This window comes from Sphingomonas molluscorum (assembly GCF_039522995.1).
Classification (GTDB): Bacteria; Pseudomonadota; Alphaproteobacteria; order Sphingomonadales; family Sphingomonadaceae; genus Sphingomonas; species Sphingomonas molluscorum.
On the sequence record NZ_BAAAEL010000006.1, the window covers coordinates 13580 to 40547 of the forward strand.

At 66.5% G+C, this 26968-nt stretch carries 27 protein-coding genes and 2 tRNA genes; 15 read left to right on the top strand and 14 right to left on the bottom strand.

What is annotated here, in order from left to right; translation table 11 throughout:
* The first annotated feature begins 28 nt into the window (after positions 1-28).
* Positions 29-1306, top strand: coding sequence for a phosphopyruvate hydratase (eno, locus tag ABDZ92_RS07910; protein WP_125961878.1), 1278 nt, complete (start codon positions 29-31; stop codon positions 1304-1306).
* Positions 1307-1426: 120 nt separating this feature from the next.
* Positions 1427-1816, top strand: a complete 390-nt coding sequence (locus ABDZ92_RS07915; protein ID WP_125961877.1) for a hypothetical protein — start codon at positions 1427-1429, stop codon at positions 1814-1816.
* Between the two features lie 119 nt (positions 1817-1935).
* Here ABDZ92_RS07915 and ABDZ92_RS07920 read toward each other — a convergent pair whose 3' ends face one another.
* On the bottom strand, positions 1936-2334 hold the full coding sequence (locus ABDZ92_RS07920; RefSeq protein ID WP_125961875.1) for a hypothetical protein: 399 nt from the start codon (positions 2332-2334) through the stop codon (positions 1936-1938).
* A 103-nt stretch (positions 2335-2437) separates the two neighbouring features.
* Positions 2438-2809, bottom strand: coding sequence for a tRNA-binding protein (locus ABDZ92_RS07925; protein ID WP_125961873.1), 372 nt, complete (start codon positions 2807-2809; stop codon positions 2438-2440).
* 73 nt (positions 2810-2882) lie between these two features.
* On the opposite strand from ABDZ92_RS07925, the gene ABDZ92_RS07930 reads away from it, so the two are divergent.
* The 3 genes from ABDZ92_RS07930 to ABDZ92_RS07940 all read left to right on the top strand — a co-directional run bounded on the left by ABDZ92_RS07930 (position 2883) and on the right by ABDZ92_RS07940 (position 5862).
* Positions 2883-3239, top strand: a complete 357-nt coding sequence (locus ABDZ92_RS07930) for an FtsB family cell division protein (protein ID WP_241211963.1) — start codon at positions 2883-2885, stop codon at positions 3237-3239.
* Between the two features lie 129 nt (positions 3240-3368).
* Complete coding sequence (pdhA, locus tag ABDZ92_RS07935; RefSeq protein ID WP_125961872.1) at positions 3369-4418, top strand: pyruvate dehydrogenase (acetyl-transferring) E1 component subunit alpha; 1050 nt, start codon at positions 3369-3371, stop codon at positions 4416-4418.
* Between the two features lies 1 nt (position 4419).
* Positions 4420-5862 carry a pyruvate dehydrogenase complex E1 component subunit beta gene (locus tag ABDZ92_RS07940; RefSeq protein WP_125961870.1) on the top strand — a complete coding sequence of 481 codons (1443 nt, stop codon included), beginning with the start codon at positions 4420-4422 and terminating at the stop codon, positions 5860-5862.
* Positions 5863-5902: 40 nt separating this feature from the next.
* On the opposite strand, the gene ABDZ92_RS07945 is transcribed toward ABDZ92_RS07940, so the two are convergent.
* The 3 genes from ABDZ92_RS07945 to ABDZ92_RS07955 are packed head-to-tail and all read right to left on the bottom strand — an operon-like array spanning position 5903 to position 8873.
* Positions 5903-6508 (bottom strand): TadE/TadG family type IV pilus assembly protein, encoded by a 606-nt coding sequence (locus ABDZ92_RS07945; protein WP_164521332.1) that lies wholly within the window; start codon positions 6506-6508, stop codon positions 5903-5905.
* 56 nt (positions 6509-6564) lie between these two features.
* Positions 6565-7152: a TadE/TadG family type IV pilus assembly protein gene (locus ABDZ92_RS07950; RefSeq protein ID WP_125961868.1), complete on the bottom strand. Its 588-nt coding sequence runs from the start codon at positions 7150-7152 to the stop codon at positions 6565-6567.
* Complete coding sequence (locus ABDZ92_RS07955) at positions 7149-8873, bottom strand: TadE/TadG family type IV pilus assembly protein (protein ID WP_125961867.1); 1725 nt, start codon at positions 8871-8873, stop codon at positions 7149-7151. Before ABDZ92_RS07955 ends, ABDZ92_RS07950 begins: the two co-directional genes overlap by 4 nt.
* A gap of 113 nt (positions 8874-8986) precedes the next feature.
* Here ABDZ92_RS07955 and ABDZ92_RS07960 point away from each other — a divergent pair, with 113 nt between their 5' ends.
* Both ABDZ92_RS07960 and ABDZ92_RS07965 read left to right on the top strand, forming a co-directional pair.
* The gene (locus tag ABDZ92_RS07960; protein ID WP_125961866.1) at positions 8987-9655 is read left to right on the top strand and encodes a squalene/phytoene synthase family protein; all 669 of its coding nucleotides are present in this window, start codon (positions 8987-8989) and stop codon (positions 9653-9655) included.
* A gap of 62 nt (positions 9656-9717) precedes the next feature.
* On the top strand, positions 9718-10179 hold the full coding sequence (locus tag ABDZ92_RS07965; RefSeq protein ID WP_343762313.1) for an EF-hand domain-containing protein: 462 nt from the start codon (positions 9718-9720) through the stop codon (positions 10177-10179).
* Here the strand turns inward: ABDZ92_RS07965 and trmFO are convergent.
* A complete protein-coding gene (gene trmFO, locus ABDZ92_RS07970) occupies positions 10176-11492 on the bottom strand; it encodes a methylenetetrahydrofolate--tRNA-(uracil(54)-C(5))-methyltransferase (FADH(2)-oxidizing) TrmFO (RefSeq protein ID WP_125962303.1) in 1317 nt (438 codons plus the stop codon). The genes ABDZ92_RS07965 and trmFO overlap by 4 nt on opposite strands.
* A gap of 104 nt (positions 11493-11596) precedes the next feature.
* Between trmFO and ABDZ92_RS07975 the strand changes: the two genes are divergently transcribed.
* Positions 11597-12043: a DUF488 domain-containing protein gene (locus ABDZ92_RS07975; protein ID WP_125962304.1), complete on the top strand. Its 447-nt coding sequence runs from the start codon at positions 11597-11599 to the stop codon at positions 12041-12043.
* A gap of 272 nt (positions 12044-12315) precedes the next feature.
* Positions 12316-12546: a hypothetical protein gene (locus ABDZ92_RS07980; protein WP_125962305.1), complete on the top strand. Its 231-nt coding sequence runs from the start codon at positions 12316-12318 to the stop codon at positions 12544-12546.
* Between the two features lie 94 nt (positions 12547-12640).
* Here the strand turns inward: ABDZ92_RS07980 and ABDZ92_RS07985 are convergent, their stop codons facing one another.
* The 4 genes from ABDZ92_RS07985 to yaaA form a co-directional block, all read right to left on the bottom strand.
* Complete coding sequence (locus tag ABDZ92_RS07985; protein WP_125962306.1) at positions 12641-12988, bottom strand: DUF952 domain-containing protein; 348 nt, start codon at positions 12986-12988, stop codon at positions 12641-12643.
* A complete protein-coding gene (gyrA, locus tag ABDZ92_RS07990) occupies positions 12985-15801 on the bottom strand; it encodes a DNA gyrase subunit A (protein WP_206432267.1) in 2817 nt (938 codons plus the stop codon). Before gyrA ends, ABDZ92_RS07985 begins: the two co-directional genes overlap by 4 nt.
* Before the next feature lie 101 nt (positions 15802-15902).
* Positions 15903-16601 (bottom strand): SDR family NAD(P)-dependent oxidoreductase, encoded by a 699-nt coding sequence (locus ABDZ92_RS07995; protein ID WP_125962307.1) that lies wholly within the window; start codon positions 16599-16601, stop codon positions 15903-15905.
* The gene (yaaA, locus tag ABDZ92_RS08000) at positions 16598-17359 is read right to left on the bottom strand and encodes a peroxide stress protein YaaA (RefSeq protein ID WP_125962308.1); all 762 of its coding nucleotides are present in this window, start codon (positions 17357-17359) and stop codon (positions 16598-16600) included. The genes ABDZ92_RS07995 and yaaA overlap by 4 nt, the downstream gene beginning before the upstream one ends.
* A 197-nt stretch (positions 17360-17556) precedes the next feature.
* On the opposite strand from yaaA, the gene ABDZ92_RS08005 reads away from it, so the two are divergent.
* Positions 17557-18816: a tetratricopeptide repeat protein gene (locus tag ABDZ92_RS08005; protein ID WP_125962309.1), complete on the top strand. Its 1260-nt coding sequence runs from the start codon at positions 17557-17559 to the stop codon at positions 18814-18816.
* A gap of 79 nt (positions 18817-18895) precedes the next feature.
* Here ABDZ92_RS08005 and ABDZ92_RS08010 read toward each other — a convergent pair whose 3' ends face one another.
* Positions 18896-19363 (bottom strand): Lrp/AsnC family transcriptional regulator, encoded by a 468-nt coding sequence (locus ABDZ92_RS08010; RefSeq protein WP_125962310.1) that lies wholly within the window; start codon positions 19361-19363, stop codon positions 18896-18898.
* Between the two features lie 182 nt (positions 19364-19545).
* Here ABDZ92_RS08010 and ABDZ92_RS08015 point away from each other — a divergent pair, with 182 nt between their 5' ends.
* The 4 genes from ABDZ92_RS08015 to ABDZ92_RS08030 all read left to right on the top strand — a co-directional run bounded on the left by ABDZ92_RS08015 (position 19546) and on the right by ABDZ92_RS08030 (position 22901).
* Positions 19546-21249 (top strand): histidine kinase dimerization/phospho-acceptor domain-containing protein, encoded by a 1704-nt coding sequence (locus ABDZ92_RS08015; RefSeq protein WP_272695645.1) that lies wholly within the window; start codon positions 19546-19548, stop codon positions 21247-21249.
* Between the two features lie 14 nt (positions 21250-21263).
* Complete coding sequence (locus ABDZ92_RS08020; RefSeq protein WP_125962312.1) at positions 21264-22253, top strand: polysaccharide deacetylase family protein; 990 nt, start codon at positions 21264-21266, stop codon at positions 22251-22253.
* 46 nt (positions 22254-22299) lie between these two features.
* Positions 22300-22375, top strand: a tRNA-Ile gene (locus ABDZ92_RS08025).
* A 136-nt stretch (positions 22376-22511) separates the two neighbouring features.
* Entirely contained in the window at positions 22512-22901 is a 390-nt protein-coding gene (locus ABDZ92_RS08030) for a hypothetical protein (protein WP_125962313.1), read from the top strand.
* Between the two features lie 70 nt (positions 22902-22971).
* On the opposite strand, the gene ABDZ92_RS08035 is transcribed toward ABDZ92_RS08030, so the two are convergent.
* From ABDZ92_RS08035 to ABDZ92_RS08045, 3 genes are all read right to left on the bottom strand, one after another.
* Positions 22972-23048: transfer RNA gene (locus ABDZ92_RS08035), tRNA-Pro, on the bottom strand.
* Positions 23049-23334: 286 nt separating this feature from the next.
* On the bottom strand, positions 23335-23583 hold the full coding sequence (locus tag ABDZ92_RS08040; protein ID WP_125962314.1) for a hypothetical protein: 249 nt from the start codon (positions 23581-23583) through the stop codon (positions 23335-23337).
* A 134-nt stretch (positions 23584-23717) separates the two neighbouring features.
* Complete coding sequence (locus tag ABDZ92_RS08045; RefSeq protein WP_125962315.1) at positions 23718-25103, bottom strand: M20/M25/M40 family metallo-hydrolase; 1386 nt, start codon at positions 25101-25103, stop codon at positions 23718-23720.
* 171 nt (positions 25104-25274) lie between these two features.
* Here ABDZ92_RS08045 and ettA point away from each other — a divergent pair, with 171 nt between their 5' ends.
* Positions 25275-26954, top strand: coding sequence for an energy-dependent translational throttle protein EttA (gene ettA, locus ABDZ92_RS08050; RefSeq protein WP_125962316.1), 1680 nt, complete (start codon positions 25275-25277; stop codon positions 26952-26954).
* Positions 26955-26968 lie beyond the last annotated feature (14 nt).

Here is a 26968-nt window from a genome sequence, read left to right on the forward strand (position 1 = left end):
CCGGCCGAGAAGGTAGGGAGATCGTTACGTGACCGCAATCATCGACATCCACGCACGCCAGATCCTGGACAGCCGTGGGAACCCCACCGTCGAGGTCGACGTGATGCTGGAAGACGGCAGCACCGGCCGCGCGGCCGTGCCCTCGGGCGCCTCCACCGGCGCGCACGAAGCCGTCGAGAAGCGCGACGGCGACAAGTCGCGCTGGATGGGCAAGGGCGTGCAGGCGGCCGTGGACGCGGTGAACGCCGACATCGCCGAGGCGGTACTGGGCCTCGACGCCGAGGATCAGGCAGACGTCGACCGGGCGATGATCGAGCTCGACGGCACGCCCAACAAGGGCCGCCTGGGCGCGAACGCGATCCTGGGCGTGAGCCTTGCGGTCGCCAAGGCGGCGGCGGATGCGCGCGGCCTGCCGCTCTATCGCTATGTCGGCGGCGTCTCGGCGCACCTGCTGCCGGTGCCGATGATGAACATCATCAACGGCGGCGAGCATGCCGACAACCCGATCGACTTCCAGGAATTCATGGTGATGCCGGTCGGCGCACCGAGCCTCGCCGAGGCCGTGCGCTGCGGGTCGGAGATCTTCCACACGCTGAAGAAGGGCCTGCACGACAAGGGCCTCGCGACCTCGGTCGGCGACGAGGGCGGCTTTGCGCCCAACCTCTCGTCCACCACCGACGCGCTCGACTTCATCATGACCAGCATCGAGAAGGCCGGCTACACGCCGGGAGACGACGTGATGCTGGCGCTCGACTGCGCCGCGACCGAGTTCTTCAAGAACGGCAAGTACGAGATGGTCGGCGAGGGCAAGTCGCTGACCCCGGTCGAGATGGCGGACTATCTGGCGGACCTCGCCGCGCGCTACCCGATCTTCTCGATCGAGGACGGCATGGGCGAGGACGATTTCGAGGGCTGGAAGGCGCTCACCGACAAGATCGGCGACAAGGTCCAGCTGGTCGGCGACGACCTGTTCGTCACCAACCCGGAGCGCCTGGCGATGGGCATCGGCAAGGGCCTCGCCAACTCGCTGCTAGTGAAGGTCAACCAGATCGGCACGCTGACCGAGACGCTGGAGGCGGTGAGCCTGGCCCAGCGTTCGTCCTACACCGCCGTCATGTCGCACCGTTCGGGCGAGACTGAGGACGCGACGATCGCGGATCTCGCGGTCGCGACCAACTGCGGCCAGATCAAGACCGGCAGCCTCGCGCGTTCGGACCGGCTCGCGAAGTACAACCAGCTGATCCGCATCGAGGAAGAGCTGGGCGACGCCGCCCGCTACGCGGGCCGCTCGATCCTGCGCGCGTAAGGGGAAGTGGGGGACGCGCGGGCAACGCGCGCTCCCCCGCCATCCTAAGCTGGAGAGCGTCGGGTGGCGAAGAGGGGCGGTAGCACTGGTAGCCGTCGCGTAACCGGCTAACATCGGCTGATGGCCTGCTCTAACTACGCGCTACTCCCTTCCGTCCTCTTCATGGTGGGCTGTCCCGCGGGCAAGCCGAGTGAAAAGGTCGTGGAGCAGATAGAAGGACAGCTGGCCGCCGATCCTTGTCTCAAGAACATCGCCAGCATGCGACGGACGTACGCGTTTGCGAGACGGGGCTGGAAGATCGATCCCAACAGGATTGACGTCAGCATCGAGCGCGCCGGCTTCGATGGACTTCCTGCGGGGAGGATCATCACCAGCCCTCCCAGCCAAGTTGGTATCGATGAGCGGGAGCGCTTTAGCGCCGCCGCGACCTATGTCGTCAGCGCAGATGCTCTGGATATCTGGGCTTGCGGCGGGACGCGGAGCGGGCTGCGCCATCTCCCACGCTTCTGACCTCTTGTTCTTTCTACACCAACGCCCAAAAGAGCCGCCCGCTCCGCCGGCCGCTCGATCCTGGTCCTCTGCCTACGCCGGGGTGACGGGGGAAAAGGACGGGGGAGAAGTCGCGAAGATCAAGGCGCCAGCCTAGCTGACGCGAGAAAGCGCAGGATCTCCTCGCGTGCTACCTGCTCTGCCTCTGTAGCGGGAACTGTCTCGCTGTGATCGAATGCCAAGTAGAACTTCCAAAACATCTTGGGCTCATCAACAGGGTGGGCGTCATCCAGTTGTATATCGGTAAGCACGCCAAACAAGGTATTAGCGGTGACGTCGCAGAACTCCCACGTCAGGATTCCGGCGGCATCATCGCGTGACAGCTCGATGCCGAGCCGATCAAAGGTTTGCGTGAGGTTGAGGCTGCCAACCACGGACCACCGAACCACATCTTCTTTCCCGACGCTGCGTGATCGACCGGTCTCAGGAGCGTCTCCGCGATAAAGCTCGCGTAAGTCGCGGAAAGCTTCGTCATACATGCCGCTACCCGCCTCTTGCGCTACTAATGTTGGCGGGCTGACTTTCCGAGCCCGTGGGTTGTGGACGACCGGCCCCCGCGACCCCTTTCCACCACCCCTCATGTCAGAACAGCCGCCCACCATCCGGCACCTTCCGATCCGGCGCGAACAGCACCACGGCACCGTCTTCGTCGGGAAAGCCGAGCGTCAGCACTTCCGACAGGAACTTCCCGATCTGGCGGGGCGGGAAGTTCACCACCGCGGCCACCTGCCGCCCGACGAGCGCCTCGGGCGTGTAATGCTCCATGATCTGCGCGCTCGACCGGCGAACCCCGATCGTCGGGCCGAAGTCGATCCGCAGCTTGATCGCCGGTTTGCGCGCCTCGGGGAACTCTTCAGCGGCGACGATCGTTCCGACGCGGACGTCGACCGCGAGAAATGCATCGAAGTCGATCGGCTCGGCAGCGGGGCTGGCGGGGTCGTGGCGTAGATGCATCAGCTTCGAATCTCTTGATGTTTTCGACTCGGGCGACCTTGCGCACGCCCGCGGCTTGCGCAAATATCGGGGCATGCCGCGCTCCTCGCCGCTTCACCCGATACTCCGTCGTGCAGGGTTTCCCGCGTTCGCGATTCTGTTCATGGGGTTCTTCGGCTATTATGCGGTGCTCGGACCCAACGGCATTCTCGCCTACCGCGATTATTCCCGCAAGCTGGCCCAGCGTCAGGCCTACTACGCTTGCCTGGACAAGGCGCGGGCGGAGTTGCGCAACCGCGTCGCGCTGCTCGATCCCCGCCACGCTGATCCCGACATGGTCGACGAACTGGTCCGCAAGCAGCTGAACGTCGCGCACCCGGACGAGTTCATCATGCCGCTCGGCAGCGGTGCCGGCAATGCGGATCGCTGCGCAGGGACGGTCGACGGCTAGGCCGAGTTGCGCTAGCAGGGCTCCAGCGCGGTCGCCCAGCCGCTCCGGCCGGGTGATTGCAGTTGGGAGAGAAACCGGCCTATAGGCTCGGCTCCTTTCCCCTTTCCCAGGCATGAGGGTACCTACATCGTGGCAAAGGCACCGGCGCAGAGCGCCAAGAGCGAACCTGCCGTTCCGAACCGTGAGCGTCCCAACGAACCGACGCGCTACGAGGCCTCGAAGGAGGAACTGCTCGACTTCTACAAGCAGATGCTGCTGATCCGCCGCTTCGAAGAGAAGGCGGGCCAGCTCTACGGCCTCGGCTTCATCGGCGGCTTCTGCCATCTCTACATTGGCCAGGAGGCGGTTGCCGTCGGCCTGCAGTCGGCGCTGGATGGCGAGAAGGACTCGGTCATCACCGGCTATCGCGATCACGGCCACATGCTGGCCTATGGAATCGATCCCAAGATCATCATGGCCGAGCTGACCGGCCGTGCCGCCGGCATCAGCCGCGGCAAGGGCGGCTCGATGCACATGTTCTCGACCGAGAAGAAGTTCTACGGCGGCCATGGCATCGTCGGCGCGCAGGTGTCGCTCGGCACCGGCCTCGCGTTCGGGCACAAGTACAACGAGGACGGCGGCGTCGCGATGGCCTATTTCGGCGACGGCGCGGCCAACCAGGGCCAGGTGTACGAGAGCTTCAACATGGCCGAGCTGTGGAAGCTCCCGATCATCTACGTGATCGAGAACAACCAGTACGCCATGGGCACCTCGGTCAACCGCTCGTCGGCGGAAGACCAGCTCTACAAGCGCGGCGAGAGCTTCCGCATCCCGGGCATCCAGGTCGACGGCATGGACGTGCTCGCCTGCCGCGGTGCAGCCGAAGAGGCGCTGGCGTGGGTGCGTGCGGGCAAGGGCCCGATCATCCTCGAGATGAAGACCTATCGCTATCGCGGCCACTCGATGTCGGATCCGGCCAAGTACCGCTCGCGCGAGGAAGTGCAGGCGATGCGCGACAACTCCGACCCGATCGAGGCCGCCAAGCGCGAGCTTGAGAAGCTGGGCGTCGGCGAGGGCGACCTCAAGACGATCGAGCAGGAAATCCGCAAGGTGGTGAACGAGGCCGCCGACTTCGCCGAGAGCACGCCGGAGCCCGATCCGGCCGAGCTCTATACGGACGTGCTGGTGGAGAACTACTGAGATGGCGATCGAACTGAAGATGCCGGCGCTGTCGCCCACGATGGAAGAGGGCACGCTGGCGAAGTGGCTGGTCAAGGAAGGTGACGTCGTCAAATCCGGCGACATCATGGCCGAGATCGAGACCGACAAGGCGACCATGGAGTTCGAGGCCGTCGACGAAGGCACGATCGCCAAGATCCTGGTCACCGAGGGCACCGACAATGTGAAGGTCGGCACCGTGATCGCGCTGATCGCGGGTGAGGGCGAGGACGTGGCCGAAGCCGCCAACGCGTCGCAGACCTCCACCGGTGCAGCCGCAGGCTCCAAGCCGGCCGAGGGCGAGGGCGGCGTGCAGACCCCGTCCGACCAGCGCACCGAAGCCGTCTCCGATGCACCGAAGGCGCAGGAGACCGGCACGACCCAGCTCGTCAACGCCGTCGAGCAGACGTCGACCGATCCCGAAGTGCCGGAAGGCACCGAGATGGTGAAGGTGACGGTCCGCGAAGCGCTGCGCGACGCGATGGCCGAGGAAATGCGCGCCGACGGCCGCGTGTTCGTGATGGGCGAGGAAGTCGCCGAGTACCAGGGCGCGTACAAGGTCACCCAGGGCCTGCTCGAGGAGTTCGGTCCCAAGCGCGTCATCGACACGCCGATCACCGAATACGGCTTTGCCGGCGTCGGCACCGGTGCCGCGATGGGCGGCCTGAAGCCGATCGTCGAGTTCATGACGTTCAACTTCGCCATGCAGGCGATCGACCACATCATCAACTCGGCCGCCAAGACCAACTACATGTCCGGCGGCCAGATGCGCTGCCCGATCGTGTTCCGCGGTCCCAACGGCGCCGCGAGCCGCGTGGGCGCGCAGCACTCGCAGAACTATGGCCCGTGGTACGCCAGCGTCCCCGGCCTGGTCGTGATCGCGCCCTATGACGCGGCGGATGCCAAGGGCCTGCTGAAGGCCGCGATCCGCTCGGAAGACCCGGTCGTGTTCCTTGAGAACGAGCTGATGTACGGCCGCACCTTCGAGGTGCCGAAGCTCGACGACTATGTCCTGCCGATCGGCAAGGCGCGCATCATGCGTCCGGGCAAGGACGTGACGATCGTGTCCTACTCGATCGGTGTCGGCGTCGCGCTGGAAGCAGCCGAGAAGCTGGCCGGCGAGGGCATCGAGGCGGAGGTCATCGACCTGCGCACGCTGCGCCCGCTCGACACCAAGACGGTGCTCGCAAGCCTGAAGAAGACCAACCGCCTGGTGGTGGTCGAGGAAGGCTGGCCGGTCTGCTCAATCGCGAGCGAGATCGCGGCAGTCGTGATGGAGCAGGGCTTCGACGACCTCGACGCACCGGTGCTCCGCGTCACCAACGAGGACGTGCCGCTGCCCTACGCGGCGAACCTGGAGAAGCTGGCACTCGTCACCGCCGACCGCGTGGTCGAGACGGTGAAGAAGGTCACCTACAAGGGTTGAAGATGAAAAGGGCGGCGGGCTGAAGAAGCTTCGCCGCCCCTCACGTCGCCGAGTAGACGGTGCAGACGCTCGGCGTCACGCCGGTAGCGCTCTGGATATCCTCGGTCCGCCGTTCGCGGACGGAGAAGGCGGTCTCAGAGCGTAGGACCATCGGTCCGAACAATGTCTCCGAAACGATCGGCTTATAGCGGTAGGTCACTTCGGCCAGGATCAGGTTGGTGGTGCTGCTGGCGGCAATCGAACGCGTGCTGCTCCCGATGAACTTCAGGCTGCCCGTAGTCTTGCCGGTTCCTTCCCTGCCGTAGCGCGGTTGGGATTCCGGGGTGTTCAGTGCCCCGGTGCATCGTTGCCAGCGGATCCATTGGCCTGCTTGGCTGCCGCTGAGCCCGTTGGGGGAGACGCTGGAGACGACGACGCGCCCGCGCGCGCCGAAGTCGATCCCGCCGCCAAGCAGGTTGGCGCCGAGCAGCAGCTCGTTGACATCGCGTTCATCGATATTGTCGCGGACGCGCGCCGCATTGTCGGCGATCGTGCTGGCGATCTGGTTCACCCGCATCTTGGCGATGGCGAGGTTCGCGGTCTCCACCCCATAGAGGGTGACCGTCAGCAGCAAGGGCAGCGACAGCGCGAACTCCAGGAGCGCCACGCCGCGGACGTCGGCCGCGACAGCGGCGGGAGTGTGCCGCGGTTCCCGGGATGGCGTCAGTCGCATCGGATGGTCGCCGAGGCGCGTGAGGTGAAGGGCTGGTTGCGCAGGGCGATCGTCGCCGAAACCGATCGCCTGCCTACCCAGCTGACGAAGCGCGAGATCGGCGTCAGGTTCGGATAGTTGGCGGTAACCTTATAGTAGGTGATGTCGTCTGCGGTTCCCAAGCCCGCGGAGCCCAAGGACGTGTCATACTGGCCGTTGTTGTTCGCGTCTTCGTAGCAATCACCCTTATTGTACACCGTCTTCGGATCCGTATCCTGAGTGATCTTTTCTGCGGACCCGACATTGGAGAAGTTGTAATAGCTTCGGGTCTCGACCGAGATGTATTGTCGATCCACGACTTGCCCGACCTCGTCCTTGATCATCTTCTCCACGTCGGCGGACGTCCGGCCGCCAACCGTCGCCAGGCGAGCGGCCTTGGTCATCGCACCTTGCACCATCGCGTTGATATAGCCCTGATACCCGAATTCGAGCGCGGCCATCAGGACGAGCAGAAGGATCGGGGTCACCAGCGCGAACTCCACGATCGTCGCACCGCGTCGATCCGAAGCCAACGCCAGACGAGAGCGGGTCGCGCTCACTGGCTAAGCCTCAGCGATCCGATTTTCGAACCGATCTCCTGGAATTTCGCGATCAGGTCTGCAGAGGTGCTGATGCCGGCCGCTTGGCTGGGCGAACTCGCGCAGTTCTGCATTTCCGAAGTGAGGGTGGTGGAGAAGGCGATCACCCACACGTCGATGTTCTGCCCCTTTGCCGCGTTGCACGCCATACGAAAGCGCTGAAGATGGCGGTTTACCTGGTTGGTGCCCGTCACTGCCGCCGAGCCGAGAACCCGCTTATCCAGGTTCTCGATGCCATAGCTGGAATATTCGTCGAGTGTCGGCGAGAGATCACCGTCCGTCATGAATATGAGGTACTTCCGCACGGAAAAACCGCGGATCTTCGAGGGATTGTCCGCAGTGAACTGATCGTTGGTCTCCGCAGGCCCCGCAAAAATGCCTTCCGACGCGATGAACCGAGCACCCCAGATCATGCCGATGTCGTGATAGGTCGATCCTAGCGGCTTCAAGTTGGCCAGATAGTTCGTGAACCCTTGCTTGTTATTGTAATATTCGGTGAGGCGGCTTGCCTCGCTCGCACAATAGTCACTTCTGGTTCGCTGCGCCGTCGCGTCTCTGCCGAATTCCACTTCCGGCCACCAAGGTCCCCAACGGCTGTCATCCGAGTTCGGAATGCGTGTGACGTCGAGATCCCAAGCATCCGCCGGCGCGGTGGTACCGCTTCCACCGTTGATCGTGCCGTTGTTCGTCTTGCGCTCTTCAATGCAGCCGGCCCAGCGTGCCGTGCTGCCGTTCGTCTGCGTCGGAACGGGAACCGTAGCGCCGGTAACATATCTGGAGACGTCGACCCAATATTGGCCGTAGGACCAGGCCCCTCCCGTCACCTCCTGGTACGTGCAGTATCCGAGAGACAAGAAAAAGCGGCTCCACGTCCCGCCCAGGGCGGCACAGTCCGACTCCGACCTGAACGAAGTTGTTGTTCGGGTGGTGGGCACCCATACCCGTGTCTGGTACGGGTATGTTGGACCGCGGATATAGTCTGGGTTCTTAGCGTACAGAATCCTTCCGACGTTGACCGTTCCGTTATACGGCACAAATCCATAGCGCAGCCGCAGGCTGTTCGCATGCAGTTGGTTCTGCGCGCCCGCCAGGGTATCGTATAGGGATGTTGCGGCCGAGCGTAGTGCGGCCATCTTGGACCCCGGCTGCTCGACTTCGTTGCACGCGCCGGCTTGGCCCGGCGGACAGTTCATGGAACCGGACATGTCGAGCACCAGCATGATGTCGGTCGAGACGAAGTCCTGCGTCGCCGAACAACTCGCCGAGAGCGCCATCGTCTTGAAGCCGAGAATGCCCATGATGGCCGTCGGGATCGTCGTACTGGCCGTCATCCGCACGGTGCCCAGCTTCGGAACGGTCACCACAGGCGTGAAGGCTGCCGCGTCGTACGTTCCCTGCGGAAAGTTGAAATTGAAGTACGCCTTGGCTTCGTTGTTCACTGCGTCCGTCAGCTGGGAGCCGCTGAGCAGCCGCCGGGCAGCGAGCACTCCGGCATCGCATGCTTGTTGCAACTGGTCCTGCGCCATATAGCCGCGAGCCATGTCGACCCCTGACCCGATCATCGCCATCAAGGGAATCAGGGCGGCCGCGACCAGCATCAGCGTGTTGCCGCGAACGTCCCGGGCGAGCGCGCTCAGGAACGGCCGCGCACCTGCACGCCGCTTGGGCAATCGCTTCTTCATTTCAGTGCCTTGGGACCATGACGTTCGACGGTCTCCTATGGTTCGCAGAGGGATAAGCTTGGTTGAACCATCATGGTTGATTTGATGTTTACCCAATTGCGGGAGGCCGTTGCATGACCGGCAACAATCCCGAACATGCTGTTCTTCTTGCCTACGCCCCGGCGAAGGGACGACCAGCGCTTGCGGCTGCTCTGGCCTTGGACGCAGCGCTTGCAGAGGTGCTGCGCTCTACAAGCGAGCCTGTGCTGGGTCAGATCCGCCTGCGGTGGTGGGGCGATGCCTTGCGCGCGCTAGATGACGGCCCTGCGCCTGCTGTCCCCGTCCTGGCGGACCTTGCCCGGGCGTTCGCCGGCACCGGGGTTCGCCCGTCGATGCTCAGTGGGATGACGGATGGGTGGAGCATGTTGCTGGAGGAGGAAGCGTTCGACGCGGAAACGCTGGATCGGCAGGGGCGGCTGCGCGGCGGGAGCCTGTTCGAGGCGTGCGGGCAGATGTTTGGAGCGCAGCCAGGTGACCCGTTGATCGATGCCGGTACAGGCTGGGCTCTAGCAGACCTGGCCAGACACGTCCGTGAGCCGGCGCTGGCAACCATGGCGGCGGCGCGTGCGCGGGTGCTGCTGGACCAGGCGCTGGGCATGCGATGGAGCAGCGCCGCCCGCAGTCTTGGGGCGGCAGCCCATTTCGCCCGAATGGACCTGGATGTGCCGCTCGATGCTCCATTGCCGTCCGGCTCGCCGCGCCGCCTCTCGCGGGTGCTGTGGCATCGGTTAACCGGACGTTAGGGCTATTCGCCGCCTGCAGCTTGCGATAGCCTGCGCTCCGGCACAGCGGGGCGGGGGCAGGCATGTGGCGGTACGGGGCGGGGGTCTTGTCGGCGTTGCTTCTGGCGGGGGGCGGCGTGATCCTGTTCCGGGGCACGGCGCAGACGGAGGCGCCGTTGCCGCAGCCAAAGGCGGCGCCCGTCGGCATGGCACCGCTGCCGCCGGTACCCGTCACGATACCCAGCGCCACCGAACGTACCCGCGAGCAGAAGCGCTTCGATCGCTATGACAAGGACCGGGACGGCAGCATCACGCGCGACGAATATCTCGCCAGCCGGCGCAAGGCCTATGCCAAACTCGACACGAACCGCGACGGCCAGCTCTCGTTCGACGAATGGGCGGTCGCCACCACGACCAAGTTCGCCAAGGCAGATGCGGACCGGTCGACGGCGCTGAATCCGGCGGAGTTCGCGACCACCGCGATCCCGCGCAAGCCTGCCGCGCGCTGCGCCTGTCCAGCCCCGCGCGCGGAGGCAGAAGACTAGGCGGGCATCCAGTCCGCAAGCGCAGCACGGGCACGCGCGGTGTACATCCTCTTGCGATCGGCCTTCTTGGTGCGGCCCTCGATCGGCGGGAACAGGCCGAAATTGACGTTCATCGGCTGATAGGTCTCGGCCTCGGCGCCGCCGGTGATGTGGCCGAGCAGCGCGCCCAGTGCCGTCTCGGGCGGAGGCGGCGGAAGGTCCTTGCCGGCAAGTTCGGCCGCCGCGAAGCGGCCGGCCATCAGGCCGATCGCCGCACTCTCGACATAGCCCTCGCAGCCGGTGATCTGCCCCGCGAAGCGCAGGTGGGGCCGCGCCTTCAGCCGAAGCGTGGCGTCGAGCAGCTCGGGCGAGCGGATGAAGGTGTTGCGGTGCAACCCGCCCAGCCGCGCGAACTCGGCCTTCTCCAGGCCCGGGATGGTGCGGAACAACCGAACCTGCTCGGCATGCTTGAGCTTGGTCTGGAAGCCCACCATGTTCCACAGCGTCCCCTGGGCATTGTCCTGGCGCAGCTGGACGACGGCATAGGGCCAGCGGCCGGTACGCGGATTGTCGAGCCCGACCGGCTTCATCGGGCCGTAGCGCAGCGTGTCGACGCCCCGCTCGGCCATGACCTCGATCGGCATGCACCCTTCGAAATAGGGGACGTTCTCCCACTCGCGATACTCGGTCTTCTCGCCCGCAAGCAGCCCGGCGTGGAAGGCGAGGTATTGGTCCTTGTCCATCGGACAGTTGATGTAGTCCTTGCCACCCTTGTCCCAGCGCGCGGCCATCCAGGCGACGTCCATGTCGACGCTGTCGAAGTGGACGATCGGCGCGATCGCGTCGAAGAAGGCGAGGGCGTCGCTGCCGGTGGCGCCGCCGATGCTCTCGGCCAGCGCGGGTGCGGTCAGCGGGCCGGTCGCGATGATCGTCGGACCCTCCGCGGGAAGGATGTCGACCCGTTCGCGAACGATCGTGATGTTGGGGTGCGTCTCCAGTGCGGCGGTGACCCCGGCGGAGAAGCCATCGCGGTCCACCGCCAAAGCCGAACCTGCGGGCACGCGGTGTTCGTCGCCCTTCGCCATGATCAGCGATCCGAGCGCGCGCATCTCGGCGTGAAGCAGCCCGACTGCGTTGCTTTCCGCATCGTCGGAGCGGAAGCTGTTGGAGCAGACGAGCTCGGCCAGCCCTTTGCTCTGGTGCGCGGGCGTGCAGTCGCCGCTGCCGCGCATTTCCGAAAGCCGCACGCGGAAGCCCGCCTGGGCCAGCTGCCAGGCTGCCTCGGACCCGGCGAGACCGCCGCCGATGATATGAATCTGGTGGGAATGCGTCACGAACGTCTCGAAAGCTGCTAGGTGAGGGAGGGCGGCGTGCGCCGCGATCGAAGGCTGCCTAGCCGATCCAGGAGCGGGTGCACAGCCGCAACGAAGGACATGCCATGCCGGACGCGCCGCAGACGATCTACACCATCGGCTATGAAGCGACGACCATGGCGGACTTCCTTGCCGCCCTGCAGCGCGCAGGCGTCCGGCGGGTGATTGACGTGCGCGCGCTTCCGCTGTCGCGCCGTCCGGGCTTCTCCAAATCGTCGCTTGCCGCGCATCTCGCGGAGGTCGGTATCGAGTACCACCACCTGAAGGCGCTCGGTACGCCCAAGCGCGGGCGGGACGCGGCGAAAAAGGGAGACGTGGCAACCCTCCGGGACGTGTACGCACATCAACTGGCGTTGCCCGAGGCGCAGGCACAGGCGGCGGCGATGCTGGCGCTGGCCGCGGAGATGCCGTCGGCGCTGCTCTGCTACGAGCGCGAGCCCGGGCACTGCCATCGAACGCTGCTGCTCCAGGCGGAAGCCCCGGACGCGCGCATCGTCGATCTGGTGCCGTAGCGTCCGGAACCAAGCCGGCGGCGGAACGTTCCGGCATTGTGGGGGAAGTCTCATGCCATTCCCGGATGACCCGGCCGCTCCGACCTCGCCTTGCGAGGGGAGGGGCGATCGCCGATCCGCCCGTGCGCCGCGATCGACAGCGATGCTGGCCATTCCCTTCAAGGGCGTTTTGCCCTAAGTAAACTCAAATAAAATGACGATCAGGAGCCGGCATGATCGGCTCCATCCAGGACAGGATCGGCGCATCGTCAAGATGCGTTCGAGAGGCAATCATGACTGAAGTCGACAACAACGCCTATTTCTACGAACGTGCCGAAGCGGAACTGAAGCTAGCGCAGAATGCCGAGCACCCCGCCGTGGTGAAGGCGCACTATCTGCTTGCAGGCTATTATCTCGACCGTGTCTATGGTCCCGGCGATGCGGAGAACACGCCGGCGGTGCCGCTGCCGTCGGCAGGCGAGCCGCTGGCGCAGTCAGACGCCTCCACGTCTCCGCCGGCCTAGGGCGCTGCTGCGCCACCGGCGCCGAATGGCTGGCCGACGTTACGAACGCCCTTGGCGCCGGTGAGGCTCCGGCGGATCACCGCCGGAGTCGTTGTCAGCCGGTGACCGGCAGCCGCACGCTGCCGTCGCTTTCCCGCTCGAGCGGGGAGTAGGCGACGATCGTGTCCAAGGTCAGCTTCCCATAGAGATGCGGGAAGTCCTGACCGCCGCGGGAAGGCTCCCAGCGGATAGCGTCGCCCAGCGCCTCCAGATCCACCTCGGCGACCCACAGCCCTTCCTGACCCGCGAAGTGCTTGTCCACCGTCTCGGTCAGCTGGGCTGCCGTCGATAGGTGGATATAGCCGTCCTGCTGGTCGATCGGGGCACCGGCGAAGCTGCCGGCCTCCAGTTCGGCCATCTGATCGGCCGTCAGAACCTTGAACGCGGCGTTGGGCTTGCTCATTCCTCGTCGCTCCCGCTGTCCTCTTCTTCGATCCGCTCGGGCAGGGTCTCTGGACCGGTGCCGTCATCGAGCTGGATCGCGTCGTCGGTCGAACCCGCAGCCGGGGTTGCGGTTGCACGTTCCTCGGCCACGATCGCCTCGGCCTCGTTCTCCGGCTCTTCCTCCTCGTCGATGCGGGCGGCGGAGACGACATGCTCCTGGGCGGCGACATGGAACAGGCGCACGCCCTGGCTGGCGCGGCCGGTCACGCGGGTGTCGCCCACCGACATGCGGATCAGCTTGGCCTGGTCGGTCACCAGCATCAGCTGCTCGCCCGAGCTCGCAGGGAAGCTCGCGACGACATGGCCGTTGCGATCGGAGGTGACGATGTTCGTGATGCCCTGGCCGCCGCGGTTGGTGCGGCGATACTCATAGGCGGAGGTGCGCTTGCCATAGCCGTTGGCGGTGACGGTCAGGATGAACTGCTCCGCCGCCTCGAACTCGGCCATGCGCTCGGGTGAGAGGGTGACCTCGCGGTCGCCTTCCTTCCACGGCGCGGCCTTGAGATAGGCGTCGCGCTCCTCGGTGGTGGCTTGGAAGCCGCCCAGGATCGACAGCGAGATCACCTCGTCGCCCTCGGCCAGGCTGACGCCGCGCACACCGGTGGAGGTGCGGCTTTGGAACTCGCGCACGTCGGTCGCAGCGAAGCGGATCGCCTTGCCGCACTTGGTGGCGAGCAGCACGTCGTCGGTCTCGGTGAGCAGCGCCACGCCGATCAGGCGATCATCGCTCTCCTCGTCGAAGCGCATGGCGATCTTGCCGGCGGTCGGCACGTTGGTGAACGCGTCCATCGAATTGCGGCGCACGGTGCCGTTGGCGGTCGCGAACATGACGTGCAGGTCGGACCAGCTCGCCTCGTCCTCCGGCAGCGGAAGCACGGTGGAGATGGTTTCGCCCGCCGCCAGCGGCAGCAGGTTGATCATCGGCCGGCCGCGCGTGGCGGGTCCACCCTCCGGCAGGCGCCACACCTTCATGCGGTATACCTTGCCGGCGGTCGAGAAGAACAGCACCGGCGTGTGCGTGGACGTCACGAACAGCGACGTGACGGCGTCCTCGTCCTTGGTCGCCATGCCCGCGCGGCCCTTGCCGCCACGCTTCTGCGCGCGGAAAGTGTCGAGCGGCGTGCGCTTGATATAGCCCTGCATGGTCACGGTGACGACCATGTCTTCGCGCTCGATCAGGTCCTCGTCGTCGATGCCGTCGACGGCATTGGCGATCTCGGTGCGGCGCGGGGTCGCGAACTCAGCCCGGACCTGCACCAGCTCGCCGCGCATCACGGCATAGAGCTTGGCGCGATTGCCCAGGATCTCGAGCAGCTCGGCGATCGAGTCCGCCAGCTTCGAAAGCTCGTCCCCGATCTCGTCGCGGCCGAGCGCGGTCAGGCGATGGAGACGCAAATCGAGGATCGCGCGGACCTGTGCGTCCGACAGGCGATAGGTGTCGCCGGTGACCTCGGCCTCCACCGCCTCCACCAGGCGGATGTAGGGCGCGATCTCAGCGATCGGCCACTCGCGCGCGAGCAGCGAAGCGCGGGCGGCGGCTGGGTTGGCGGCGCCGCGGATGATGCGCACCACCTCGTCCAGATTGGTGACCGCGATCACCAGGCCCAGCAACAGGTGGGCACGATCGCGCGCCTTGGCGAGCTCATACTTCGACCGGCGGGTGATCACCTCCTCGCGGAAGGAGATAAACGCGTCGATGATGTCCTTGAGGTTGAGCAGTTCCGGACGGCCGCCGCGGATCGCCAGCATGTTGGCGGCGAAGCTCGACTGCGCAGGCGTGTGCCGCCACAACTGGTTGAGCACCACGTCGGGGGTCGCGTCACGCTTCAGGTCGATGACGATGCGGACGCCCTCGCGGTTCGATTCGTCGCGAATGTCGCTGACGCCCTCGATCCGCTTGTCCTTGGCCGCTTCGGCAATCTTCTCGACCAAGCCGCTCTTGCCGACCTGGAAGGGGATTTCGGTGAGCACGATCGAGCGACGCTCGCCCCGCGCCTCGGTCGTGTAGCGCGAGCGCAGGATGATCGAGCCGCGGCCGCCGGCGTACGCAGCGCGCGCACCGGCGCGGCCCAGCATCAGGGCGCCGGTCGGGAAATCCGGGCCCGGCACGATCTCGGACAGTTCCTCGACGGTCACCGGCTCGCCGCCCTCGACCGCGCGGTCGATGGTGAGCAGGCAGGCGTCGATCACCTCGCCCAGATTGTGCGGCGGGATGTTGGTGGCCATGCCGACGGCGATGCCGCCCGCACCGTTGACCAAGAGGTTGGGGAAGCGCGCCGGCAACACCGACGGCTCGCGCTCCGACCCGTCATAGTTGGGGACGAAGTCGACCGTATCCTTGTCGAGGTCGTCGAGCAGGAAGGCGGCCGCACGATGCAGGCGCGCCTCGGTGTAGCGCATGGCTGCGGCCGGATCCGGGTCCATCGAGCCGAAGTTGCCCTGGCCGTCGATCAGCGGCACCCGCATCGACCAATCCTGGGTCATGCGCGCCAAGGCGTCGTAGATCGCCGTGTCGCCGTGCGGGTGGTATTTACCGATCACGTCACCGACGATGCGCGCCGACTTGCGATACGGGCGGTTGTAGTGGAAGCCGCTCTCGTTGGCCGAAAACAGAATGCGCCGGTGAACCGGCTTCAGGCCGTCGCGCACGTCGGGAAGCGCGCGCGAGACGATCACGCTCATGGCATAGTCGAGGTAGCTCGACCGCATCTCGTCGACGATGGAGACGGGGGAAATGTCGGAAGGGTCCGCGAGGCGAATCTCGTCGGTCAAGGCGTCCTGCTTTCGGGAAGATTGAAATCCGACGCCCTGACTAGCGGGGAGAGGCTCCTATGCCAAGCCGCGCGCACGCGTGCGCGTACGCGAGGGCAGGGTCAGAACGGGATTTCGGCGCCGTCCCAGGCGAACAGCTTGCCGCTGTCCTTCGGCTTCAGCTCCTCGATCACGTCGAGCAGCTGCATCGCGGCGCGATCCGGTGCGAACAGGCTGCCGGGTGCGACATTGCCCTGGAACGGCTTCGACAGCGCGCTGTCCACGGTGCCCGGGTGGAGCCCGACCACGATCGCGCGCGGGCTCTGCCGCTTCGCCTCGATCGCGGCGTTGCGGATCAGCATGTTGAGCGCCGCCTTGGCCGCGCGATAGCCGTGCCAGCCGCCCAGGCCGTTGTCGCCGATCGAGCCGACCCGCGCGGAGAGCGCGGCGACCACCGGCTCGCCGTTCTTTGGCAAGAGCGGCAGGAAATGCTTGAGCACCAACGCCGGCCCGATCGCGTTCACCGCATAGCTGCGCGCCAGCCATTCGGCGTCCAGTTCCTTGAAGCCGCGCTCCGGCACGCGATTGCCCTCGTGCAGCAGCCCGGTTGCAATTAGGATCAGCGAAGGGGAGGGGCCGGCCGCAACCCGCGCCGCCGCCGCCGCGATGCTCGCCTCGTCGAGAAGGTCGAGATGGTCCGCCCCAGTGCGGGAGCGGGCAAAGCCCCAGACACGGTCGTGCACGCCTTCCTCGATCAGCGCGCGCTCGATCGCACCGCCGATCGCCCCGGAGGCGCCGATTACGACGGCCGAGCCGCTCATGCGCGGGTGAACCGCCAGCGGGTGTCGCTGCTTTCCTGGGAATCGAAACGATAGCCGTCGCTGTCGAAGCCGCGCATCGCCTCCACCTCCGTGATCCGGTGCTCGCACATCCAACGCGCCATCATGCCGCGCGCCCGCTTGGCGTGGAAGCTCAGGAAGCGAGGGCCGTTCGGGCCAGGTTCGCGGAAATCGACGTCGATCACGCGGATCGTGTCCGGCAGCTTGCCCGCCACCGCTTTCCAATATTCCTGGCTGGCGAGGTTCAGGACCACGCCCGATCCCTCTGCGGCGACATCCTCGGCGAGCAGATCGGCGATCCGATCCTTCCACCAGTCGTACAGCGTCTTGGCCGAGCCCGGAGCCCAGCGCGTGCCCATCTCGAGCCGATAGGGTCGCATGGCATCGAGCGGGCGCAACAGACCATACAGGCCCGACAGGATGCGCAGGTGGTCCTGCGCGAAGTCGATCGCCGGCGCGTCCAGCGTCGTCACCTCGAAGCCGGTGTAGACGTCCCCGGCGAAGGCATGGATCGCGGGGCGCTCGGGCGCCTCTGCGAAGTCGCGGAAGCGGGCCGCATTCAGCTCCGCGAGCTTGGGCGAGATGTGCATCAGCTTGCCGAGCTTCTCGGCGCCAAGCGACGCGGCGCCCTCGGCAAGCGTGTGCGCTTCCTTTGCCAGGCGGGGCACACTGGGCGTGCTGCTGGCAGGAACGGGGGTTTCGTAATCGAGCGATTTTGCGGGGGAAACAACGGCAATCATCGCGCGGCTGCCTAGCGGGCAAGCGCGAGCGGGTCAAAAATTTCGCCCGGGCGTCCGCGCTCCGGGATCGGCTCCGTTCAATTCGCGTTCACCGGGGCAAGGGCATCCGTCCGGATGGCCGCTGCGACTTGTCTGGCGTATCTGCGCAACTTACAGACGGTCCGACGCGTGTGCGCACAGCATCAGGAGAGTTCCGAATGGGTTTCGTATCGAAGTCGGCGCTTGCCGCGGTTCTTGCTCTGGGAGCGGCAGCGCTGACGGCAGCCCCTGCCGAGGCCCAGAAAAAGAAGAAGGAAGAGGCTCCCAAGGTCCAGATCAACGACGCGTTCCGCGCCGCAGCGGTTGCGGGTGAGACGGCGGCGAAGGCGGGCGATATCGCGACCGCGAAGGCGCGCCTGGCCGAGGCGGACGCAGCCGCGACCTCCGACATCGAGAAGTTCTACGCAGCCAACCTGCGTCTGCAGGTGGCGCAGGCGTCCAAGGACAACGCGCTGCTGGCGACCGCGATTGACCAGATGATCGCGAACCCGAATACGCCGGCCGAGCAGCAGGCGACGCTGAACTACAACCGCGGCATCCTGGCGCTGAACGCCAAGGACAAGGCCGGGGCCCGGCAGTATTTCCAGCGCGCAAAGCAGCTGGGCTACAACGACCCCGAATACGACCTCCGCATGGCGAGCCTGGAGCTTGAGGGCGGCAACGTCGATCAGGGCGTCTCGGCACTCGACAAGGCGATCCAGGCGAAGGTTGCAGCCGGCCAGCCCGTGCCGAACGACTGGTACAACCTGGCGATCTCGCAGCTGTACAAGGCGAACAAGCCGGCGGAGACCGCGGCCTGGATGCGCCGCCAGCTCAAGGATTACCCGACCGCGACAAACTGGCGCAAGGCGCTGATCCTGTTCCGCGACCGTGCGGACCAGGGCCGCGCGCTCGGTGGCTCGGCCCGTCTCGACACCTTCCGCCTGATGCGGGAGACGGGCGCGCTGACCGACCAGGCCGAGTTCGGCGAATATGCGCAGCTCGCCCAGGACCTGGGCCTGCCGTATGAGACCGTGGCCGTGATCGACCAGGGCCGTGCGGCCGGCAAGATCCCGGCATCGGCCACCCAGTACAACGCGCTCAAGACCGAGGCGCAGGCCGGCATCCGTGCGGAGGGCTCGCTGTCGTCGCTCGACGCCAAGTCGCGCTCGGCTGCCAACGGCAAGCTCGCCGCCGGCACCGCCAACGCATACCTCGCCAACGGCGATGCGGCCAAGGCGGCGGAGTTCTTCCAGCTCGCCCTGCAGAAGGGTGGCGTCGATCAGGACGAGGTCAACACCCGTCTCGGCATCGCACTCGCCAAGAGCGGCCGCCGCGAGGAAGCCAAGGCGGCCTTCGCCAAGGTGACGGGCTCACCGCGCAACGAGCTCGCGGCCTTCTGGACGCTGTGGCTGGACTCGCCCAAGACGGCGGGCTGAACGAACACGGGCGGCAGGTTGCCCTGCCGCCCGCTGTTTCCGGAATGGAAGAAGGGCCGTGCGACTGTGTCGCGCGGCCCTATTCCGTTGGCACCGGGATGCCCGGCAGCTGCTTGGAAGTGCGGATCGTCAGCGAGGTCTTGACGCTGCTGACATTGTGGGCGGTCGTCAGCCGCGTGGTAAGGATGTCCTGGAACGCCTTAAGGTCGGTCGCGACGATCTTCAGGATGAAGTCGATCTCGCCGTTGAGCATGTGGCATTCACGCACCTCGGGGATGCCGGCGACATGTGCCTCGAACGCCGCAAGGTCGCTCTCCGCCTGGCTGCGCAGGCTCACCAGCGCGAACACCGTGATGGTATAGCCCAGCTGTGCCGGGTTCAGCGCCGCGTGATAACCGCCGATCGTGCCCGACTCTTCCAATGCGCGAACCCGCCGCAGGCAGGGCGGAGCCGTCAGTCCGACACGTTCTGCGAGTTCGACATTGGTCATCCGACCGTCCTCCTGAAGCAGCGAGAGGATTTGACGGTCGATACGGTCGAGAACCATGGAAGGGGCAACTCCGGGAATCTGATACAAGGAAAAAGGATTCTGTCCGCCCCCTATAAGATAATTACACGCCAAAGCAATTGTCCCACAATGTTACGGGCGCAAAATGTCTGTACCCGAACGCCTTTTCCCGGCGTAAGGAGATGCGGCAGGCGCGAACGGCGCCGGGGATCAGGTGGCGCGTGCGGTTCGACGATACTCTTCAAACAGTGCTCACCACGGACCTCAGCCATCCGCAGGCACGCCAGTCCGCGTGGCGGCAACTCGTCGACCTGATCGGCCGACGCCGTGCCTCCGCCGACCCGCGCGCGATCGCGCTGCTGGCCGACATCCGCGACGCGGTACCGCAGTCGGTGCGGGCGGCGAGCGCACGTGCCCTCGTCTTCGCGAACCCGCCCGCGACCCTGGTTCGCCTGCTCGCCGAAGACACGCTTACCGTGGCAGCCCCGGTGCTTGCGAGCGCCCGACTGGACGCTGCGGAATGGGTGGCGCTGCTTCCCGATCTTACCCCTTCGACCCGCTCGGTGCTGCGCAACCGCCGCGACCTGCCTGCCGAAGTGGAGCGGGCGCTGGCAAGCTTCGGTCCCGCCGACATGGTGTTGACCGACCAGAGCGCCGCGGATGCGAGCACCGCGCAGCCGGCGACCGCACTCGAAGCGCCGGCGCCGCTTCCGGAGGCTGAGCCAATGCCGGCGCGGATGGCTGAGCCGGTTGAAGCTCCCATCGCCACCGTCCCGGAACCCGTGGTCGAGGCCCCGGCGGCAGTACCGGAAGGTCCGTTCCGCATCGCCGACGTCGTGGCGCGGATCGATGCCTACCAGCGCCAGGCCGACAGCAAGCCGCGTCGTCCGGCTGCGGCTCCGGGAATCGTCACCAGCTTCCGGTTCGAAACCGACAGCCGCGGCGTGCTCTCCCGCGTCGACGGGGTCGAGCGGGGGCCGCTGCTCGGCCTTTCGCTCGCCCGTGCCGGCGAAACCGGATTGGCGCAGATCGATGGCGTGCCCGGCGGGGCCCTTCGCCGTCGCGCGGCCTTTTCCAACGCACGGCTGCGGGTCGGCGGCAGCAGCGACGCGGCAGGCGACTGGCGCATCTCGGGCGTGCCGAGCTTCGATCCCGCATCGGGTCGGTTCATCGGCTACCGGGGCTCGGCACGACGCCCGCGTTCGGACGAACGCGCGGAGCCGGCACCCACGCTCGCGCCTTCAACCGCCGACTCGCTCCGGCAGCTGGTGCACGAACTGCGCACCCCGGCGGGCGCGATCTCCAGCTTTGCCGAGATGATCGAGGCACAGATGCTCGGCCCGGTCCCGCCCGTCTATCGCGGGCAAGCCGGCGTGATCCGCCAGCAGGCGCGGGATCTCCTCGGCGTCATCGACGATCTCGATCTCGCCGCCCGGATCGAAGAGGACGCACTCGATCTGCGCCCCGGCACGGTGCCGCTTGCGCCGCTGCTCGCGGAGATTGCCGGCGAGCTGGCGCCGCTTGCGGAGCTGCGCGGCGCGTCCCTGTCGGTAGAGGGCGTTGACACCATGGTGCGCGGCGACCGCCGCGCGGTGGAGCGACTGCTGTCCCGGCTGCTGGCAACCTTGGTCTCGGCCGCACGGTCCGGAGAGACGATCCGCGTGGAGGCACTTGCCGGCGCCGGCGAGGCGCCGGTGCTCGCCTTCGCGCGACCCGCTGCGTTGGACGCCTATCCCGGCGACGCGCTGCTTGCGATCGACGACGAGGGCGAGGATGCCGCCCTCCTCGGCACTGGTTTCGCGATGCGCCTGGTGCGCAATCTGGCGAAGGAGCTTGGCGGTGCGCTGCTGTTCGAACCCGGTCAATTGATCCTGCGACTGCCGTCCGCGGACACCATCCCGCTGGGGCAGGCGCACGGCGGCTGATCGTGGAGGCGCCGATGGTCTTCCATCCGCCGGCGCCCGCTCCTGAGGCGCTGGTCCGGTGGCCGGACGCTTTCGGAACCCGCTTTACCCTTTTCGTCGACACCGAAGAGGAGTTCGACTGGTCTGCCGGGTTCCGCCGTGAGGGCTTCACCACCGGCGCCATGGCCGCGGTGCCCGAGGCGCACCGCCGCTTCTTCGAGCGCGGCATCGGTGTCGTCTATCTGGTGGACTATCCCATCGCGCGCGATCCAGCGGCAGTCGCGTTTCTGCAAGAGCCGCTAGCCGATGGCCGCTCGGAGATCGGTGCGCAGCTGCATCCCTGGGTGACGCCGCCGTTCGAGGAAAGGGTTAACGTTTCCAACAGCTTCGCCGGCAATCTTGCGGAAGCGGTGGAGGCCGCCAAGCTCGACCGGCTGGGTCATGCGATCAGCCGGGCATTCGGTCGACTGCCGTGCGCCTATCGCGCCGGGCGATATGGCCTAGGTCCGCATACGCTCCGTCTGCTTGCCGCCCGCGGCTACCGGGTGGATACGTCGATGCGCGCGAGGTTCGACTACTCCCGGGAGGACGGCCCCAACTACAGCGACATCGGCAACGCGGCATTCCGCACCGGCCCGCACGAGACGCTTCTCGAACTGCCGTTCACGACCGTGTTCACCGGCCGGGCACGCCGACAGGGGGGCGCCCTCCACAAGCGGCTCTCGCGGCTTCCCAAGGGCGCCGCAGTCGCCGCGAAGCTGGGCCTGTTGAACCGCGTTCCGCTGTCGCCGGAAGGGGTGTCTCGATCGGAGGCATTGGAAGCGATCCGGGTTTCGGTGGGAGAGGGGCTGCGGCTCCTGAACTTCGCCTTCCACTCGCCCTCGCTGGTGCCGGGGAACACTCCGTACGTCCGCGACGCGGCCGATCTGCGGCGCTTCTGGGCGTGGTGGGAAGGTGTCCTCGACCTGCTCGATCGCCTGGGCGTCCGCCCCGCCACGCTCGACGAGGTGCTGCAGGCTGCATAGCCCGCTTGCAGGAAAGCCCCAGCCTCCGCTATCGCAGCCCCGCTGGGGGCCTGTAGCTCAATGGTTAGAGCTGGCCGCTCATAACGGCTAGGTTGCGGGTTCGAGTCCTGCCGGGCCCACCAGCGTCTTCCCCAGGAAAGCTGCACCCTCGATCCCACTGCAACGCCCTGGCTCGTCAGGTGACCGGTCCCTCCCGGGCCCGCGGCCGGGGCGGAACGCTGCGCTTCGGCCGCCGTTTGGAGGACGAGGAGATTGCCCATGAACGACACCGGACCCTTGGACCGGGATCACCCGCAGGTAGATCCGCAGCGGACTAAGCCCAAGAACGCCTTTGATCGCAGCGACGGCGCTTCCGGTCAGGAGTACACGCCCGAGCGTGCGCTGGAGGAATATGGCGACAGTCCCGTCGCGCCCGTCCACCAGAGCGGCCTGCCGCAGGGCGGCGCGGCGACGCCCGCGGGGCAAGACCTCCCGCCCGACAATGGCAGCCGGGCCTGGATCAACCAGAAGACGGGCGAGGTGCACGGCAGCGGCGCAGGCGCCGGCGGCGGCAATCCGGGCGAGGACTATGACAGCGACCGCCAGGGCGGCTCCGGCTATCCGCTGACCGGGGCCGAACAGGAAGGGAAGGGGCAGGCTCCGGGCTGAGCCTACCGGCGTCTGGCAAGATCGAGGCACAGCCCGCGCTGGGGCTTGGAGTCGACCAATGGCGCAGAGATGGTCGGGGAGACAGGATTCGAACCTGCGACATCCTGCTCCCAAAGCAGGCGCGCTACCAGACTGCGCCACTCCCCGACGCCGGCTTGCCCTTAGGCTCACCCCCCACACCGGGGCAAGCGGCAATATCGCTCGCGGCAAGATAAGGCAGAATGCGGCAGGACTGCGCGCCACGAGTGCCGGAGGATGTCCAAGGGATCGCGGGAAGTTCGCCAACTTCTCTGAACCAGGATCTTCGCGGCGGAGCGAGAGCCCGGAAAGGTTCCGGGCGGCCCCTCTCTCGCGCAGGCAAAAGAAAAGGGCGCCCCGTTGCCGGGACGCCCCTTCTAACCGGTCCGTCCGGAGGAACCGGACGGGCGTCGGATCACATGGCGTTGGTTTCGCCCGCGTCCTCGACGTTGTCGGCTGCCTCGTGCAGGTTGTCAGCCTGGTTCTCGAGAGCGGCTTCCGAACCCTCGGTGGTGGCGTTGTCGGCCATGTCTTCCATGTTGTCGGCCATCATCTCGAGGTTGTCCGCCTGCGCGTCAGCCGCGTTTTCAGCCGGAGTGTTCGAACCGCAGGCCGTGAGCGACAGCAGGCCGGCGGCAGCAGCGACAAGAACGATCTTCTTCATTCGGGTGCTCCCAAGCAATCCAAAGTTCGCGGCCGGCCCGTCGCCGTCGCGAGGCTGCCGCAATAACGTTCGCGTCTGCGGCGTCAATCCCGCAAATTCATCGGCGTGTCATCATCGCGGCATTGTTGTGGCAATCAGTGGCCCGCGGCAGGGCGAGTGACTGCCCCGATCTCCTCCGGCGCATCCGCCACCACGGCCAGCATCGCCGTCCATGCAGCGACGTTCTGCTGCAACTGCGCACGGTCGATCTTGTCGAGCGTGTCATCGGGCGTGTGGTGATAGTCGAAGTAGCGGGTGCCGTCCTGGGAGAGGTCCACGGCGGCGACACCCTGGGCGAGCGTCGGCGCGATGTCGGTGCCGTCGCCCGCAACGGCATTGCCGCGGGTGATGCCGAGCGGCGCCAGCGCCGTCTGCAGCCGGTCGGCGACCGCGGTTGCGCTGGCAGGAAGGGCGGTGTCGAACTTCCAGACCCGGTCGGCACCGAAATCTGACTCGGCTGCCAGCGCGTGTCGTTCGCCGGCGTGTGCCTTGGCATAGGCGATGCCGCCGAAGCCGCCGACTTCTTCCGCACCGAACCACACCACCCGGATCGTGCGCCGCGGCCGGCCGGCCGCCATGATGCGCTTGGCGGCGGCAGCCGTGATCGCGACGCCGCTCGCGTCGTCGATCGCGCCGGTGCCCAGGTCCCAGCTGTCGAGATGGCCGCCGACCAGCACGACGCCCGCCTTCGGATCGCGGCCGGGTACCTCGGCGATGACGTTGCCGGACTCGCGCGTGCCGATCTGCCGCGGGGTGAGCAGCAGCTTCACGCGCACGGGCTTGCCGCGTTCGAGCACGCGCTCCAGCTGTTCCGCATCCGGAAGCGAGAGCGCGGCGGCCGGGATCGGTGCCACGCCTTCGGGGAAGTTGGTGACGCCGGTGTGCGGGTTGCGATGATAGTCGGTGCCGATCGAGCGGATCAGGATCGCGGCCGCGCCCTTGCGGGAAGCGATCGCCGGGCCCGCGCGGCGGACCTGGCCGAACGGGCCGTAGCTCGATCCGTCCTGCGCCGCGTGCATCGCATGGCTGACGAAGACGATCTTTCCCGCGACGCTTGCGGCGGGTGCTGCTTCCAGGTCGGCGAGGGTCGGGAAATAGACCACTTCCGCTTCCACGCCGTCAGCCGGGGTCGCGCCCGAGTTGCCGAGGGCGGCGAGGTGGAGCTGCTGGGGGAAGGGGGCGACGATCGACGCCTTCTCCTCGCCGCGTACCCAGACCGGCATCTGATAGGGTTCGATGCGGACGTTGCTGAAGCCCAGCGCCTTGAGCTTGGCCACCGCCCAGGTGCGCGCCCGGGCTTCGTCGTCGGTACCGGCAAGGCGCGGCCCGATCTCGGTGGTGAGCCCTTCGGTGATGTCCCAGGCGATCTCGTCCTTCAGCGCGGCGTCGCGCAGCTTCGCGACCTGGGCGGGGGACATCTGCGCCATCGCAGGCAGCGGCAGGGCGAGGGCGGCGAGCAGAAGGGCAGGCTTGAGCGGCATGGGCGTTCCGTCATGGGAGTGGCACGGGAAGCGGACGCCCCCCGCGGCCATGATGCGGCGCAGCCCGTTCGGGCGCAAGTCGCCCGCCTCCGCGTTGCCAATCGCGCCTCGGATCGCTATGTCCCGGTGCGAAAATCCCAGACCTGTAGACCCGCTTTTTTGGAGACCCCTGTGGCCGCCCAATACGCCTTCGTCATGAAGGACATGACGAAAACCTTCCCCGGCGCCCAGAAGCCGGTGCTGTCCAACATCAACCTGCAGTTTTACCAGGGCGCCAAGATCGGCATCGTCGGCCCGAACGGCGCCGGCAAGTCGACGCTGATGAAGATCATGGCCGGCGTCGACAAGGACTTCACCGGCGAAGCCTGGCCCGGCGAGAACATCACCGTCGGCTATCTGGAGCAGGAGCCCCAGCTCGATCCGAGCAAGACGGTGCTGGAGAACGTCAAGGACGGCGCGCGCGAAGTGGCCGACATGGTCGATCGCTTCAACGCGATCTCGGCCGAGATGGGCGACCCGAAGGACGACACCGACTTCGACGCCCTGATGGAAGAGATGGGCACGCTCCAGGAGAAGATCGACGCCGTCGACGGCTGGACGCTCGACAACCAGCTCGAGGTGGCGATGGAGGCCCTGCGCTGTCCGCCGTCCGATTGGCCGGTCGAGAACCTGTCCGGAGGTGAAAAGCGCCGCATCGCGCTCACCCGCCTGCTGATCCAGAAGCCGTCGATCCTGCTGCTCGACGAGCCGACCAACCACCTCGACGCCGAGAGCGTCAAGTGGCTGGAAAACCACCTGAAGGAATATGCGGGCGCGGTGCTGATGATCACCCACGACCGCTACTTCCTGGACAACGTGGTCGGCTGGATCCTCGAAATCGATCGCGGCAAGTACTTCCCGTACGAGGGCAATTACTCGACCTACCTGGAGAAGAAGGCGAAGCGCCTGGAGCAGGAGGACCGCGAGGCCTCCGGTCGCCAGAAGGCGATCCAGGACGAGCTCGCTTGGATCCGGCAGGGCGCCAAGGCCCGCCAGACCAAGTCCAAGGCGCGTATCGCCAAGTTCGAGCAGCTGGTCGCCAGCCAGGAAAGCCGCAAGCCGACCGGCGCCCAGATCGTCATCCAGGTGCCCGAGCGCCTGGGCGGCAAGGTGATCGAGGCTAAGGGCCTGACCAAGGCGTACGGCGACAAGCTGCTGTTCGAGAACCTGGACTTCTCGCTTCCCCCCGGCGGCATCGTCGGCGTGATCGGCCCGAACGGCGCCGGCAAGTCGACGCTGTTCAAGCTGCTGACCGGCCAGGAACAGCCGGATTCGGGCGAGATCGACATCGGTACCACGGTGCGCCTTGGCTATGTCGACCAGAGCCGCGACCACCTCGACCAGAAGAAGAACGTCTGGGAGGAGATCTCGGACGGGCTCGACTATGTGAAGGTCAATGGTCACGACATGTCGACCCGCGCCTATGTCGGCGCGTTCAACTTCAAGGGCCAAGACCAGCAGAAGAACGTCGGCAAACTGTCGGGTGGTGAACGCAACCGCGTCCACATCGCCAAGATGCTCAAGAAGGGCGGCAACGTGCTGCTGCTCGACGAACCGACCAACGACCTCGACGTGGAAACGCTGGGCGCGCTGGAGGAAGCGATCGAGAACTTCGCGGGCTGCGCCGTGGTCATCAGCCACGACCGCTTCTTCCTCGATCGTCTCGCGACCCACATTCTCGCGTTCGAGGGCAACAGCCACGTCGAATGGTTCGAAGGCAACTTCGAGGCTTATGAAGAGGACAAGCGCCGTCGTCTGGGTGATGCCGCCGATCGTCCAACCAGCCTCGCCTACAAGAAGCTGACGCGCTGATCGCGTCCTTCTGA